Here is a 13,879-nt window from a genome sequence, read left to right as displayed (position 1 = left end):
TGGCGGTCACACCAATACGGTCAGTCTGTGAGTGGGTCGTGCTGGATGCGTTCAGGCGGTGCACCTCTGGCGATCAGAGCGGCTTTCGTCGCCTCCACCATGCCGGGACTGCCGCAGATCAGGATCTGCCGGTCGCCCCAGTTGCCGTAGCGGGTCACCACTTCGGGAAGCTGACCGGTCTGGCGGACATGCAGGCCGCGCGGCGGCTGCGGGTCGGGATAGTCGGTGGCCCACGGTGGGTCGGTGCTGTACTCGGATACCGGGGTCACCGACAGCCACGGGTTCGACGAGGCGATCTGCCACAGCGTTTTCAGGTCGTACAGATCGCACGGAAACCGTCCGCCGAAGAACAGGTGCACCCGCGGATTCACGCCGTGCTGGGTCATGTCCATGATCAGCGTGCGCAGCGGTGCCAGGCCGGTGCTGCCCGCGACCATGAGCACGTCCTCGCCGGCGCGGTCGACCTGCATGGCGCCGTGCGGGCTGGAGATCCGCCACCGGTCGCCGACGCGCGTCTCGGCGACGATCGCCGTGCTGACCATGCCGCCGGTGACCGAGCGGACGTGGAATTCGACGGCGCCCGAGCGGTCTGCCGGGATGGCCGGACTGAGGTACCGCCACCGCCGCGGCCATTGCGGGACCTGCACCGTCACGTACTGGCCGGGGTGATAGAACAGCGGCTGGTCGAGTTGCAGCCGGATCACCGAGACGTCGCGGGTGACGCGGAGGTGCTCGATGACGGTGCCGTCGCAGTAGGCCGGGGTCTGCTCGGCGTCGGCGGCCCCGCGCATCACCCCGACGAACAACCCGACCGCCTCATGCGCGGCGTCGGCGATCCGGTCGGTGAACCCGGCGCCGAGATGGGTGCGCATGGTGACCAGTAGCGCTTCCTGCATCGAGTCGTAATGCTGTTGTGTCACACCGTATTTGCGGTGATCGCGGCCCAGCTGCGCCAGGAAGGCCACCGGCTCTTCCGCGCGTTGGTCGATCAGTTCGCCGAACAGCCAGGTCATCGCGCGGGCGAACACCGTGCGCTGCCGGGTCATGTCGGGGGGAAACAGGTCGCGTGCGGTCAGGTCGGTGGCGAACCAGTGGGTGTAGAAGTCGCGGATCAGCGCGTCGGACCCGTGCTCGGGGTCGACCGCATCGCGGAGTATCTGCAGCGCGTCACGGTCATCGAGGCCCACGCGGTCGCATTCTAAACGTGCCGGCGCAAAGCTGCGGTGATCACCAGGGCCGCCCCGGCGAGCGCCCAGCAACTCAGCACCAGGATCGCAGTGCTCGCACCCGCGCCGTCGAAGAACGCCGTGGACCGCAACAGTGTGGCGTTGGCGCCCTGGGGGAGCAGCTGCCCTGCGAATCCCCATCCGCTGGGTAGCATCTCGGGCGCCGAGGTGAGCCCGGACAACGGGTTGCCGACCAGAAGTGCCAGCGCTGCGCCCAGTCCCAACCCGACTTTGCCGAACAGCGAGCCCAGGCCCAGCATGAACAGCCCGGCCGCACCGATGCCGAGGCTCAGGCCCGCGGCCACGCCCCACAGGTTGGTTTCGATCGAGCCGAAGACGTAGTACAGCAGCGCGGCGACGGTGACACCGGCTATCCCGGAGAACGCGATGGTCGCGACGAGGCGCGTCCACACCTCACGCTTGAGCGCGAGCACCAGCGCGATGGCGGGCAGCATGCCGGCCAGGGTGATGGGAAGGGCGGATGCGGCCAGGCCTGCGCCGCGGGGGTCCTTGGCCGGTGGCGGGGCCACATCCTCGGTGCGCAGCGCGACACCCGAGTGCTGCGCGATGCCGGTGCCGACCTGGGTGAGCAGTTGGGCGACCGCGGGGCTGGCCCCGGTGGCGATCAGCAGCACCGGGCCCTGCGGACCGAAGGCTATGCCGCCGTACACGTTTCGATTGCGGATGGCATCACGCAGCTCGGCCTCGCCCGGGTAGTAGGTGACGGTGAAGGCCTCTGCTGCCTGCTGCTCGAGGCGTTCGGCGACTTGGCTGCTCGCCGCCTGTCCGCCGGCGGCACCGATGGGGACGTTGTGAGGTTTGGACCGTGCCGCGGGCAGTGCGAAGGCGATGGCGACGAGCGCGATCGCGGCGGTCAACAGGGCGATGATGCCGAAGGCGCGCAGCGCGGCGGGCGCACGGTGCTCGGGGGCTGCGTGGTGTGCGGGGGTGGGAAACGCGGTTGTTGTCACGGGATCAGCCTTTTCATCCAGTGTTGAATTAACGAGCTGCGCCGAGCGTAACGCCGCCTTGCCAAGATTTCAACAGTCATTGAAATGATAGTGTTCGCGCATGGCTTCACCTGCGCAAACCAGGCGTCGAGGTCGCAGGCAGGGCGACCCGGTCTCGCGAGACGCGGTGCTGGCCGCCGCGAAAGCCCGATTCGCCGCCGACGGTTATGACAAGACGACGCTGCGGGCCATCGCCCGCGATGCCCACGTCGACCCGTCGATGGTGCTCTACCTGTTCGGCTCCAAAGCCGACCTGTTCCGGGAGTCCCTGCGGCTGATCATCGACCCGGCCAACCTGGTGGCGGCCCTGGAAGGGCCCGGCGACGACGTGGGCACCCGCATGGTGCGTGCCTACCTCGGCATCTGGACCGCACCGGACACGGCGGCGAGCATGCGGGTGATGCTGCAGTCCGCGACGTCGAACACCGATGCGCACGAAGCGTTTCGAGGCTTCATGCAGAGTTACGTGCTGACCGCGGTCTCGGGGGTGTTCGGCGGCGGCGAACAGGCGCGGCTACGCGCCATGCTGGCCGCGTCGAGCCTCGTCGGCGTTGCGTTGCTGCGGTACGTGATGGAGATTCCGCCATTGGCGACGTTGTCCGAGGACGAGGTGGTGCGATTGGTGGCGCCGACGGTGACGCGTTATCTCACCGCCGACGCCGACGAGCTGGGGCTACCCGCGGCGGGCTGACCTCACTCCCGCCGATACTGCGCGACGAAGTCGGCCTCGGCCTCCTTGGCCTGCTCGATGTTCGGCAGGTGCATGCCGAACTCGACGAAATTGCGCGCCGACGAATGGTCCATGCCCTGCTTGACCAGGGTGCTGTAGACGAAGTAGTTCAGGCCCGCCTGTGCCTTTTTGATGGCGACGGCAGCGGTCCGCTGGATCTCGTGGCCGAGCTCGGACTCGGTCATCTTGCTCGCCTGGGCGGAGAGCTGAATCTGTTGCAGCTGACCGCTGATCGCGGCGGTGACGCTGACCGTGCCCGGGGGATTGGTGACGACGAACAGCGGGAACAGCGTGTCCTGTTCTTCCTCGCCGGTCTCCGGTACGGGGTCGTGGAACGCGGCGAGGTCGCTGTCCGTGTCGTGCTCGCTGGCCGCTGCGTCCGCGTACAGGACGTCGAAATCGTCGTCCTCGCCGCTGTCGTCGCTCGGTGCGCCGTGATCGTTCGATCCGAAACCGTCGAACGAGTCCAGGCCCGCATCGTCGTCGGCCGCTGCGTCGGGGGTCGAGAAGTCGAACGCACCCAGTCCGTCGTCGGGTGAGCCGCCCCAGTCGTCGGTGTCGTCGTCGAACCGGTCGTGGTCAGCCATTGCTCAATCCCCTCAAGGCGCGGACGGGACAGCGTGGTGCGCGGCGTCGCGCCGTCACGTGTACATCGTGGTGTCGAGTTCGGAGGCCTGCGCGGAATCGGTCTGGTCGTACTGCGAAGCGGCCGTATCGAGCATCTCCGACAGGGTCGACGAGACCGTCGCCGCGGCCGTGCACGCGGATCCCCGCGCGCTGTCGGCCGCCATCACCGCCATGTTCGTCGCGGAGCAGACAATGCCGTGCGAACTCCACATGTTCATGGCGGTGCCCTGTGTCGCGGCGGCGGCCTCGGTGATCGCACTCGCGGCTTCGCTTTGCTGGCTTGCCAATTCGCGCAAATGGGCCGTGGTGACGTTCAAATTTCCCATGGGTATCTCCCTCTGGTCGGATCTCGGTTAGACCTGTTGGGTGGGCGGACGGGAGACGACGGGTGCGGCGTTGGGGTGGTCCGGATCCAGCGTCACGTTGACCGGCCCGTGCACCTGCTCGCGGTCCATGTCGAACTCGAAGTGAATCGGGGCCCGCTCGCCGGGAGCGCCCGGCCCCTCGGCTCCGGCCAGTTGAGCGTCCTCGGGCTTGTCGGCGTCGCCCTCGGCCTTGTCGCCGTCTTCGTCCCTGGTGTCCTTGTCCAGGTCCTTGCCGTCTTTGTCTTTGGCCCTGTCCTTCTCGTCGGCGCCGGGGTCCTGTGCCTTCTGATTCTGTGGATTCTGGGCGGCCTGCGCCCCCTGTTGAGCAGCCTGGCCGATCAACGAACCGAGCGCGCTGCCGAGGCCGCTGAGCAGGCCACTCGGGGAGCCGCCGCCAGACGCGCCGCCGCCGGGCAGGCCACCCGGTACCCCGCCTGACGATCCGGGGGACATGCCGGCCGGGGTCGCGGTGGCTGACCCCTGACTGACCGGGGCGCCACCGCCGGTTGCGCCGCCGCTGCCGGTGCCTGCGCCCGGGTTGCCCCCGCCGCCACCTCCGCCGCCGCTGCCGGTGCCGCCACCGCCGCTTCCGGCGCCATAACCACCGCCCGGATACATGCTGTCGCCGCTACCCGGCGTCGCGTTGTCGCCGAGCGGGGTCTGGGTGAGCCACGGCGGTGTCTGCGACTCCGGCTTGCCGTTGGTCGGCGAATCCTTCTGGTGCGGTCGGCGGTTGCCTCCTGTGGACGGCGAGAACGACGGCGAGCCATCGAGTTTGGCGTTGGACGCGACATCGCGGTAGGAATTGGCGGCCTGTTGGATGGCCTGGGCGTTCTGCATCGAGTTGCTCACCATGTTGGCCATCGCCGGAGTCGCGATGGCCATGCCGCTGGCCACTGCGGCGATCTGAATGGCGACCGAAATCGCCTCGCCGCCGAGCGGATCGGCCATCGCGATGGAGGCGGGCAGGATGGCGAGCTGGAGAATGGTTGCGGCACTGTTGAGTTGCTGCACCGTGCCACCGAGCTGCTCGGCTTCCTGGGCCAGAACTTGTGCGACTGTGCTGTCCGTCTCGGCCAGGGTCTGCATCCGGCCCTGCTGCTTGACGTTCTGCTTGGAATAGGCACTCGCGCCGCCACCCTCCCAGCTGTCGTCGGGCGCAGCCGAATTGAGGGACTGACCGACGTTGTCCAACTGGTCGGCGCCGCCGGCGAAGCCCTCGCCCGTGTCGGGGCTGCCGTTGCCGCACATCTCGCTCATGCCGTTGATGACTTGCAGGCCCGCGTCGATGATCGGCGTCTCCGGCGCCTTGGAGAAGAACTGCCTGCCGATGTCGATGAGATTGCCGAGGCCGCCGGCCAAGCCGCCGAACGTGCCGCTGAATATGTCCTTTACGTCGCTGACGACGTCGGAGACGGTGTCGGTGATGTCCTTGACGTCGGAGACGATGTCTTTGATGTCGGAGACGATGTCCTTGGCGTCGTTGAACGCGTCTTTGATCTTGCCGAAGGTGCCGCCGCCGTGGCCGCCCTCGTCGCTGGGGTGGTGGCCACCGGGATTGTGGGGGTGATGTCCGCCTGGATTAGGCTGGTGCCCACCGGGATTGTGAGGGTGATGTCCGCCTGGATTGGGCTGGTGCCCACCGGGGTTGTGGGGGTGATGTCCGCCTGGATTGGGCTGGTGCCCACCGGGATTGTGGGGATGGTGCCCGCCCGGATTCGGGTGATTTCCCGGATTGTGTGGAATCCTCGGCGCCATGTGGCAACGCCCCCTCTCGTCGAAACTGAGGCTAACAGCGCATCGGTGGGGCTGAGCGCACCAATTCGCCGCGACGTGAGGGGCCTATTGCCAACGCTACCAGTGACTTTCCAGGTTATTCACAGAAACCGCTGGTGGACTGTCCCGACAGTTTCAGCCGGCCCGCTACAGCGCGTGAATACCCTTGTACAGCACCAGAAGTCCGATCACCACGAGGATTCCCGCCACGAGCACCGCATGCTGGCGCTCCATCCATTCCTTGAGGCGGGCCAGCAGCGGGTCCAGGCGTTCGCCCGATATTGCGTACCCCAGGATCGGCAGTGCCACTGTCGAACTGGCGATCACCACGTAATAGATGACGGCAGGCCACGCCCTGTGCTGACCCAGCCCGGCGCTACCGATCGCCAAACCCGCTGCGGCGCAGATGAACAGCACCTTGGGGTTGACCGCCGTCAGCGCCGCGCCCGTGACCGCCGCACGGGGTGGGCTCAGCTTGCTCATGCTGCTCAGCCAGGCCGGGCTGTGTTCGGACTTGGCTCGGGTGAGCCAGCGGTAGACGCCGAAAACCACGAGGGCGATGCCGATCACGATGCGTAGCCACGACGCCCATCGCGGCGCCTTGTCGAGTCCGCCGAGCAGGTTGGACACCTCGACGAACACCGCCGTCAGGATCAAGAGGCCGACCAGCCAGCCGGCGAGGAACGCCAGTCCGGTCGGCCGGGGCCGCGGGGTGTGCAGCACCAGCACGGCGGGGATGATCGACAGCGGTGACAATGCCACCACCAGTGCCAGCGGGATGAGTTCGGTGAGCACCGACCCCCAGCTTTCGGACATGGCCCACTCTCTCGGTGTTCGCAGGATTCGTCGGAGACCGTAGCAACGATGTGGCGTCGGCGGGCCCTGAGTGTCGTCAGGTGCCTTCGAATTGGTTTCGGCCAAGGGTGTCGACGAACGTCGGGCCCAGGGCGTCGAGTTCGCGTCGATACTCGTCGGCCCATCCGCCGAACGGGTGGTGAGCGAGATATTCGTTGCGGAACCGGTCGTCCTCGGACACCTCGGTCACGCAGAACGCGGGGATGGCGAGATCGACCACCGGGCCGCCGCGTTCGACCTCGGACAACACGAGCGGGGTGTTGGCGCCGAGGAACCGGTCGATGATCCAGCCGTCTTCACCCAACCACGCCGAGTACCGGACCTTGGCGACCACGTGCTCGGCCCGGCGCACGATCTGTCCCGCGACCATCGGATCGAGTTCGCGTTCGGCCTCGTAGCGGGTACCGCCCACGGCGGGGCCTTTTGCGGTCATGGTCCCAATCGATTCTTCGCCGAGGGCCTCGACGAGCTCGCCGGGTGTGGCGTGCAGGTCGGCGGGGCCGGGGCCCTGAACCCGGACCCGCACCGCGTAGCCGTCGGCCGAAAACAGATAGGCCTGCACGATCAGCGCAGGGGTGGGATCCGACGCCGCCACGGCAGGCAATTCGCGGACGAAGAACTTCCGCTCGTATTCGAAGTCACCGAAGCCGGATTCGGACATGCGTAGACGGTAGCCCGGTACTGCCGAAACGGCGTGGACCTTGGCCGATTACCGGCGCCCCGTCATCGGAGGCGCGCCTGCGGGAAACTGACCGGAAAATTTTCAGACTTGAGTGGAACAGACTCAACCTTGACTACGTTGTACATCGCGACAAGCATTTTCTGTATCCGAAAAGGGAGGTGTCGTGGACTCGTTCAACCCGACGACCAAGACTCAGGCGGCGCTGACCTCAGCGTTGCAGGCGGCCAGCTCTGCCGGCAACCCCGAGATCCGCCCCGCCCATCTATTGATGGCACTGCTCACTCAGAACGATGGCATTGCCGCACCCCTGCTGGAGGCCGTCGGTGTCGATCCCGCGACGATCCGGGCCGGAGCGCAACGGCTGCTCGACCAGCTGCCCAGCGCCAGCGGCGCCAGCTCGCAACCGCAGCTGAGCCGGGAATCGCTCGCTGCCATCACCACAGCCCAGCAGCTCGCGACCGAGATGGACGACGAGTACGTCTCCACCGAGCATCTGATGGTCGGCCTGGCCACCGGTGACTCCGAGGTCGCCAAGCTGCTCAGCAACAACGGCGCGTCACCGCAGGCCCTGCGGGAGGCGTTCACCAAGGTCCGCGGCAGCGCGCGCGTCACCAGCCCCGACCCCGAGGGCAGCTACCAGGCGTTGGAGAAGTACTCCACCGACCTGACCGCCCGCGCCCGGGAAGGCAAGCTCGACCCGGTCATCGGACGCGACAACGAGATTCGTCGCGTCGTTCAGGTGTTGAGCCGGCGTACCAAGAACAACCCCGTGCTCATCGGCGAACCCGGCGTCGGCAAGACCGCGATCGTCGAGGGCCTCGCCCAGCGCATCGTCGAAGGCGACGTGCCGGAAAGCCTGCGGGACAAGACGGTCATCGCGCTCGATCTCGGATCCATGGTGGCCGGCGCCAAGTACCGCGGCGAGTTCGAGGAACGCCTCAAGGCCGTCCTCGACGACATCAAGAACTCGGCAGGCCAGGTCATCACGTTCATCGACGAGCTGCACACCATCGTCGGCGCCGGTGCCACCGGCGAATCCGCGATGGACGCAGGCAACATGATCAAGCCCATGCTGGCCCGCGGTGAGCTGCGGCTGGTCGGTGCCACCACGCTCGAGGAGTACCGCAAGTACATCGAGAAGGACGCCGCCCTGGAGCGTCGCTTCCAGCAGGTGCTGGTCGGCGAACCGTCCGTCGAGGACACCGTCGGCATCCTGCGCGGCCTCAAGGACCGCTACGAGGTGCACCACGGCGTGCGCATCACCGACTCCGCGCTGGTCGCCGCGGCGACCCTGTCGGACCGCTACATCACCAGCCGGTTCCTGCCGGACAAGGCCATCGACCTGGTCGACGAGGCCGCGTCGCGGCTGCGCATGGAGATCGACTCCCGGCCCGTCGAGATCGACGAGGTCGAGCGGCTGGTCCGTCGCCTCGAGATCGAGGAGATGGCGCTGTCCAAAGAAGAGGACGAGGCCTCCAAGGAGCGGCTGGAGAAGCTGCGCGGCGAGCTGGCCGACTACAAGGAGAAGTTGGCGGAGCTCACCACCCGGTGGCAGAACGAGAAGGGCGCCATCGACATCGTCCGCGAGCTCAAGGAGCAACTGGACACGCTGCGCGGTGAGGCCGACCGGGCCGAACGCGACGGCGACCTGGCCAAGGCCGCTGAGCTGCGCTACGGACGCATCCCCGAGGTCGAGAAGAAGCTCGACGCGGCGCTGCCCGTGGCCGAGGCCCGCGAGAACGTGATGCTCAAGGAAGAGGTCGGACCCGACGACATCGCCGACGTGGTCGAGGCGTGGACCGGTATTCCGGCAGGCCGGATGCTCGAAGGCGAGACGGCCAAGCTGCTGCGCATGGAGGAAGAGCTGGGCAAGCGCGTCATCGGACAGGCCGAAGCGGTCGTCGCGGTGTCGGACGCCGTGCGGCGCAGCCGGGCCGGTGTCGCCGATCCCAACCGGCCGACGGGCTCGTTCATGTTCCTGGGCCCGACCGGTGTCGGCAAGACCGAGCTGGCCAAGGCGCTCGCGGAGTTCCTGTTCGACGACGAGCGAGCGATGGTCCGCATCGACATGAGCGAGTACGGAGAGAAGCACTCGGTGGCTCGGCTGGTCGGTGCGCCTCCCGGCTACGTCGGTTACGACCAGGGCGGTCAGCTGACCGAGGCGGTACGGCGGCGTCCGTACACGGTGGTGCTGTTCGACGAGATCGAGAAGGCTCACCCGGACGTGTTCGACGTGCTGCTGCAGGTGCTCGACGAGGGCAGGTTGACCGACGGTCAAGGCCGCACGGTCGACTTCCGCAACACCATCCTCATCCTGACCTCCAACCTGGGCGCCGGTGGCACCCCGGAGCAGGTGATGGCGGCGGTGCGGGCGGCGTTCAAGCCGGAGTTCATCAACCGGCTCGACGACGTGCTGATCTTCGACGCGCTCAAGCCCGACGAGTTGGTCTCCATCGTCGACATCCAGCTCCAGCAGCTCGACAAGCGGCTGGCGCAGCGCCGGCTGTCGCTCGACGTGTCGCTGGACGCCAAGAAGTGGCTGGGCGACCGTGGTTTCGACCCGCTCTACGGCGCGCGGCCGCTGCGCAGGCTGGTGCAGCAGGCCATCGGCGACCAGCTCGCCAAGGAGCTGCTGGCCGGTGAGGTGCACGACGGTGACGTGGTGCCCGTGAACGTCAGCGAGGACGGCGAAAGCCTCGTGTTGGGCTGATTTCTCGGCCGAGCAGACACAGACTCGCACTTTTCATCAAGGAAATGTGCGAGTTTGCGTCTGCTGGCGGGAAGAGAAACCGCACGTAACCGGGTTGTGACCTCAGTTAGTTCGAGCAACCGGCCTACCAACAAGTAGGCTAGGTCCGATGGTCCCGCTCTGGTTCACGCTGTCCGCACTTTGTTTCGTGGGTGCGGCAGTGCTGCTGTACGTCGACATCGACCGTCGACGTGGGTTGGGGCGACGCCGCAAGTCGTGGGCGAAGTCGCATGGCTTCGACTACGAGCACGAGTCCGACGAGATCCTCAAGCGCTGGAAGCGCGGGGTGATGTCGACTGTCGGCGACGTACCGGCCAAGAATGTCGTGCTCGGCCAGATTCGTGGCGAGGCGGTATTCATTTTCGACATCGACGAAGTCGCCACGGTGATCGCGTTGCACCGCAAGGTCGGCACCAACGTCGTCGTCGACCTCCGACTCAAAGGCATCAAGGAGCCTCGGGAGAGCGACATCTGGCTGCTCGGCGCGATCGGCCCGCGGATGGTGTACTCCACCAACCTCGACGCCGCCCGTCGCGCGTGTGACCGCCGGATGGTGACGTTCGCCCACACCGCTCCGGACTGCGCCGAGATCATGTGGAACGAGCAGCACTGGACGCTGGTGAGCATGCCTGTCACCAGCACCCGGGCCCAGTGGGACGAAGGGCTGCGCACCGTGCGGCAGTTCAACGACCTGCTGCGCGTGCTGCCGCCGGTTCCGCAGAACGGCTCGTCGGCGCCGGCCAGCCAGGCTGCGCTGGTGCGTCGGGCCGGGTCGCCGAGTCGCCCGCTGCAGCCCACTTCGGCCGGTCGGCGCGAGCTGCCGCCGGGCCGTGCCGATGCGCCGCCAGGACGCGGTGACGTGAGCCGCTACACGCAGCCACGCCAGGAGCCCGCCCGCTCGGACACGATCCGCAGGCCCGCGCCGCCGCAGGCGCGCAACGGGCGCCACGCACCGCACTACCAGCGCTAGTACTCGAAAAGACCACCCCGTGAGCCGCAGGCCCACGGGGTGGTCTTTTTCAATGCGTCTTCAATGCGTCACTTCTTGACGTCGAACCGATCGTTGTCGGTCACCTTGACCCACGCGCCGACGAAGTCGTTGACGAACCGGTCCGCACCGTCGGCCTGGGCATACACCTCAGAGATGGCACGCAGCACCGAATGTGAGCCGAAGACCAGGTCATTGGCCGTCGCGGTCCACTTGAGGTCACCCGACGCCCGGTCGCGGCCTTCGTAGACGTTCTCCTGCGACTCCGCAGCCGTCCACTCGGTGCCACCGTCCAGCAGATTGACGAAGAAGTCGTTGCTCAGCGTGCCCGGACGATCGGTGAACACCCCGTGCTTGCTGCCGCCGTGGTTGGCGCCCAAGGCCCGCAGCCCGCCGACCAGCACCGTGAGCTCCGGTCCGGTGACGCCCAACAGGTAGGCACGCTCCAGCAGCAGCTGCTCCAGCGGCGCCTTCTCACCGGCACGCACGTAGTTGCGGAACCCGTCGGCTCGCGGCTCCAGCACCGCGAACGACTCCACGTCGGTGTTCTCCTGGGTGGCGTCGGTGCGGCCCGGGGTGAACGGCACCGTCACCGAGACACCACCGTCCTTGGCGGCCTTCTCGATCGCGGCATTGCCGGCGAGCACGATGACGTCGGCCAGTGACACCTTCTTGGCGCCGGCCGCGTTGAAGTCGGCCTGGATCTTCTCCAGCACCGGCAGCACCTTGTCCAGCTCCGACGGTTCGTTGACCTCCCAGCTGCGTTGCGGTTGCAGCCGCAGCCGAGCGCCGTTGGCCCCACCGCGTTTGTCGGTGCGGCGGAAGCTGGACGCCGCCGCCCACGCGGTCTTCACCAGTTGCGGAACCGAGAGCCCGGAATCCAGGATCTTGCCCTTCAGTGTTGCCGCGTCGGCGTCGTCGATCAGCTCACCTTCGACCGGGGGCACCGGGTCCTGCCACAGCTGCGGTTCGGCCACCCACGGCCCGAGGTACCGCGAGATCGGTCCGAGGTCGCGGTGCAGCAGCTTGTACCAGGCCTTGGCGAACGCCTCGTTGAGCTCCTCGGGGTGGTCGCGCCAGCGCCGGGTGATCTCGCCGAACTCCGGGTCCACGCGCAGCGCCACGTCGGTGACGAGCATCGTCGGCTTGCGGTTCGGCGCGCCGGGGAACGGCGGCGGGATGATCGCCTCGGCGTCCTTGGCCTCGAACTGCCATGCCCCTGCCGGGCTCTTGGTCAGCTCCCACTCGTAGCCGTAGAGGATCTCCAGGAAGGAGTTGCTCCACTTGGTCGGCGTGGGGGTCCACACCACTTCGAGGCCCGAGGTGATGGTGTCACCGGCGTTTCCGGAGCCGAAGGGGCACTTCCAGCCCAGACCCTGCTGTTCGATCGGGGCCGCCTCGGGTTCCGGGCCGACGAGGTCGCCGTCGCCCGCCCCGTGGGTCTTGCCCAGGGTGTGACCGCCGACGATCAGCGCCGCGGTCTCCTCGACGTTCATCGCCATGCGGCCGAACGTCTCCTTGATGTCGACGGCTGCCTTCAGTGGATCCGGATTGCCTTCGGGGCCTTCGGGATTCACGTAGATCAGGCCCATGGTGGTGGCACCGTAGGGTTGCGCCAGCTCACGCTCGCCGGAGTACCGCTTGTCGGTACCCAGCCAGGTGTCCTCCTCGCCGAACAGCACCTCTTCGGGCTCCCACACGTCCTCGCGGCCGAAGCCGAAGCCGAACGTCTTGAATCCGGCCGATTCGAGGGCGACGTCGCCGGCGAAGATGATCAGATCGGCCCAGGAGATCTTGTTGCCGTGCTTCTGCTTCACCGGCCACAGCAACCGGCGTGCCTTGTCGAGGTTGGCGTTGTCGGGCCAGCTGTTCAGCGGGGCGAACCGCTGCAGGCCCTGCCCGCCGCCGCCGCGTCCGTCGAAGATGCGGTAAGTGCCCGCGGCGTGCCAGCTCAGCCTGATGAACAGGCCGGCGTAGCTGCCGTAGTCGGCCGGCCACCAGTCCTGCGACGTGGTGATCACGTCGAGGACGTCGGCCTTGAGGGCGTCGACGTCGAGCTTGGCGAATTCCGTTGCGTAGTCGAAGCTTTCACCCAGCGGATTGGACGCCGGGGCGTGCGGATGCAGCCGCGACACGTCGATCTGCTCCGGCCACCAGTCCTGGTTGGTCAGCGGGGCGTGCGACTGCGGCTTGGGCGAGGCGATGGCCGGGTTCTCGCTCTCGCTGCGGCTCGCGGTATCGGCGTCGGGGTGGGGTGGGCGGCTGTGGGACGTATCGGATGACACAACATTTCCTTCCGGGTTGTCGATGGGGCTGTGATCAGGAGTGCGATCGGGAAGCCGGGGCGGAGCAGTCGGGGCACAGGCCCCAGTAGATGACCTCGGCCTCATCGACCACGAAACCGTCGATGGCCTCGTCGAGGTCGGACGGTGTCAGGCAGGGCGCAGCGCCGATCGCGCAGTCGATGTCGGCGATGGTGCCGCAGCCGCGGCACACGACGTGGTGGTGGTTGTCGCCGACGCGGGTCTCGTAGCGGGCCACCGAACCGAGGGGCTGGATCCGGCGCAGGAGCCCGGCCGAGGTGAGGGCGTTGAGTACGTCGTAGACGGTCTGGCGAGAGACCTCGGGCAGGACCGCACGCACCGCGCTGAAGATGGTGTCGGTGTCGGCGTGCGGATGGGTGCGCAATTTCTCCAGAACGGCGATGCGCGGCCGGGTGACGCGAAGGTGGGCCGCACGGAGTTGCGCCGCATATTCCGCCGTTGACGTCACGGCATCACTATTGCCCGCTATCTGGAATCGATAAACGTTTAGTTGCGGTCGTGCGTTTAAAGCCGGCAGCCATCGCGTCGCATACCGTTCAGTAGTGTG

The 13,879-nt window shown here is 67.4% G+C and carries 12 protein-coding genes; 3 read left to right on the top strand and 9 right to left on the bottom strand.

Translation table 11 applies throughout. The features are described from left to right. Positions 1 to 20: 20 nt before the first annotated feature. Positions 21 to 1,187, bottom strand: coding sequence for an FAD-binding oxidoreductase (locus tag BTO20_RS32565; RefSeq protein WP_087080124.1), 1,167 nt, complete (start codon positions 1,185 to 1,187; stop codon positions 21 to 23). An 11-nt stretch (positions 1,188 to 1,198) separates the two neighbouring features. Further along, positions 1,199 to 2,197, bottom strand: a complete 999-nt coding sequence (locus tag BTO20_RS32560) for a hypothetical protein (RefSeq protein ID WP_087080122.1) — start codon at positions 2,195 to 2,197, stop codon at positions 1,199 to 1,201. Between the two features lie 100 nt (positions 2,198 to 2,297). Here BTO20_RS32560 and BTO20_RS32555 point away from each other — a divergent pair, with 100 nt between their 5' ends. Then, positions 2,298 to 2,927 (top strand): TetR/AcrR family transcriptional regulator, encoded by a 630-nt coding sequence (locus BTO20_RS32555; protein WP_087080120.1) that lies wholly within the window; start codon positions 2,298 to 2,300, stop codon positions 2,925 to 2,927. A 2-nt stretch (positions 2,928 to 2,929) separates the two neighbouring features. On the opposite strand, the gene BTO20_RS40785 is transcribed toward BTO20_RS32555, so the two are convergent. From BTO20_RS40785 to BTO20_RS32530, 5 genes are all read right to left on the bottom strand, one after another. Continuing rightward, positions 2,930 to 3,553, bottom strand: coding sequence for a hypothetical protein (locus BTO20_RS40785; RefSeq protein WP_232490919.1), 624 nt, complete (start codon positions 3,551 to 3,553; stop codon positions 2,930 to 2,932). A gap of 54 nt (positions 3,554 to 3,607) precedes the next feature. After that, positions 3,608 to 3,919, bottom strand: a complete 312-nt coding sequence (locus BTO20_RS32545; RefSeq protein WP_087080118.1) for an ESX-1 secretion-associated protein — start codon at positions 3,917 to 3,919, stop codon at positions 3,608 to 3,610. A 27-nt stretch (positions 3,920 to 3,946) separates the two neighbouring features. Then, a complete protein-coding gene (locus BTO20_RS32540) occupies positions 3,947 to 5,716 on the bottom strand; it encodes an EspA/EspE family type VII secretion system effector (RefSeq protein WP_087080117.1) in 1,770 nt (589 codons plus the stop codon). Between the two features lie 165 nt (positions 5,717 to 5,881). Next, positions 5,882 to 6,550, bottom strand: coding sequence for a GAP family protein (locus BTO20_RS32535; protein WP_087080114.1), 669 nt, complete (start codon positions 6,548 to 6,550; stop codon positions 5,882 to 5,884). A 76-nt stretch (positions 6,551 to 6,626) separates the two neighbouring features. Next, positions 6,627 to 7,250 carry a CYTH domain-containing protein gene (locus tag BTO20_RS32530; protein ID WP_087080112.1) on the bottom strand — a complete coding sequence of 208 codons (624 nt, stop codon included), beginning with the start codon at positions 7,248 to 7,250 and terminating at the stop codon, positions 6,627 to 6,629. Positions 7,251 to 7,434: 184 nt separating this feature from the next. On the opposite strand from BTO20_RS32530, the gene clpB reads away from it, so the two are divergent. Then, the gene (gene clpB, locus BTO20_RS32525; protein WP_087080110.1) at positions 7,435 to 9,981 is read left to right on the top strand and encodes an ATP-dependent chaperone ClpB; all 2,547 of its coding nucleotides are present in this window, start codon (positions 7,435 to 7,437) and stop codon (positions 9,979 to 9,981) included. A gap of 148 nt (positions 9,982 to 10,129) precedes the next feature. Then, the gene (ttfA, locus tag BTO20_RS32520) at positions 10,130 to 10,990 is read left to right on the top strand and encodes a trehalose monomycolate transport factor TtfA (RefSeq protein WP_087080108.1); all 861 of its coding nucleotides are present in this window, start codon (positions 10,130 to 10,132) and stop codon (positions 10,988 to 10,990) included. 68 nt (positions 10,991 to 11,058) lie between these two features. Here ttfA and katG read toward each other — a convergent pair whose 3' ends face one another. Continuing rightward, positions 11,059 to 13,293 (bottom strand): catalase/peroxidase HPI, encoded by a 2,235-nt coding sequence (gene katG / locus BTO20_RS32515; protein WP_087080105.1) that lies wholly within the window; start codon positions 13,291 to 13,293, stop codon positions 11,059 to 11,061. Positions 13,294 to 13,327: 34 nt separating this feature from the next. Next, positions 13,328 to 13,780, bottom strand: coding sequence for a Fur family transcriptional regulator (locus tag BTO20_RS32510; RefSeq protein WP_087080103.1), 453 nt, complete (start codon positions 13,778 to 13,780; stop codon positions 13,328 to 13,330). Positions 13,781 to 13,879 lie beyond the last annotated feature (99 nt).

The organism is Mycobacterium dioxanotrophicus, assembly GCF_002157835.1.
GTDB lineage: Bacteria > Actinomycetota > Actinomycetes > Mycobacteriales > Mycobacteriaceae > Mycobacterium > Mycobacterium dioxanotrophicus.
The sequence above is the reverse complement of the archived record's forward strand: the minus strand, read 5'-3'. Positions and strand labels throughout refer to the sequence as shown.

Bases quoted from the DNA above. Each gene is read 5' to 3' on its own strand.
- BTO20_RS32555 (WP_087080120.1), top strand. From the start codon at position 2,298: ATGGCTTCACCTGCGCAAACCAGGCGTCGAGGTCGCAGGCAGGGCGAC.
- BTO20_RS40785 (WP_232490919.1), bottom strand. From the start codon at position 3,553: ATGGCTGACCACGACCGGTTCGACGACGACACCGACGACTGGGGCGGC.
- BTO20_RS32545 (WP_087080118.1), bottom strand. From the start codon at position 3,919: ATGGGAAATTTGAACGTCACCACGGCCCATTTGCGCGAATTGGCAAGC.
- BTO20_RS32540 (WP_087080117.1), bottom strand. From the start codon at position 5,716: ATGGCGCCGAGGATTCCACACAATCCGGGAAATCACCCGAATCCGGGC.
- BTO20_RS32535 (WP_087080114.1), bottom strand. From the start codon at position 6,550: ATGTCCGAAAGCTGGGGGTCGGTGCTCACCGAACTCATCCCGCTGGCA.
- BTO20_RS32530 (WP_087080112.1), bottom strand. From the start codon at position 7,250: ATGTCCGAATCCGGCTTCGGTGACTTCGAATACGAGCGGAAGTTCTTC.
- ttfA (WP_087080108.1), top strand. From the start codon at position 10,130: ATGGTCCCGCTCTGGTTCACGCTGTCCGCACTTTGTTTCGTGGGTGCG.